Consider the following 350-nt stretch of genomic DNA (forward strand, 5'->3'; position numbering starts at 1 on the left):
TTTCTGTGCTGCAAGAACAGCACCGCAGTAGGCAGTACCGCTCTTTAACAACGAAACAACCGATAAGTGTGGGCGCTTGATGGCGCGGCGCACGGCCACGGGGTTTGCCTTCGGGCGGGCTTGGTGGTCGGGTAAGCCGAAGAGAAATCAGGCGCTCACATAGAAGTGAAGTACCAAGAATGTCAAACATTCAAGGAACCTCATTTTCTTTGAGCGAAGTGCTGTCGTCTTTCGGGATGATGGTGCGCGAACATTACAGAGATTGAACTGAAGAGTTTGATCCTGGCTCAGATTGAACGCTAGCGGGATGCTTTACACATGCAAGTCGAACGGCAGCGCGGACTTCGGTC

The 350-nt window shown here is 52.6% G+C and carries 1 rRNA gene; it reads left to right on the top strand.

Annotated elements, in window-relative coordinates:
* Positions 1–264: 264 nt before the first annotated feature.
* Positions 265–350, top strand: a 16S ribosomal RNA gene (locus KW845_RS29805); the annotation flags it as partial.

The sequence above is a fragment of the Bordetella sp. BOR01 genome (assembly GCF_019218885.1).
Taxonomy (GTDB): domain Bacteria; phylum Pseudomonadota; class Gammaproteobacteria; order Burkholderiales; family Burkholderiaceae_B; genus Bordetella_A.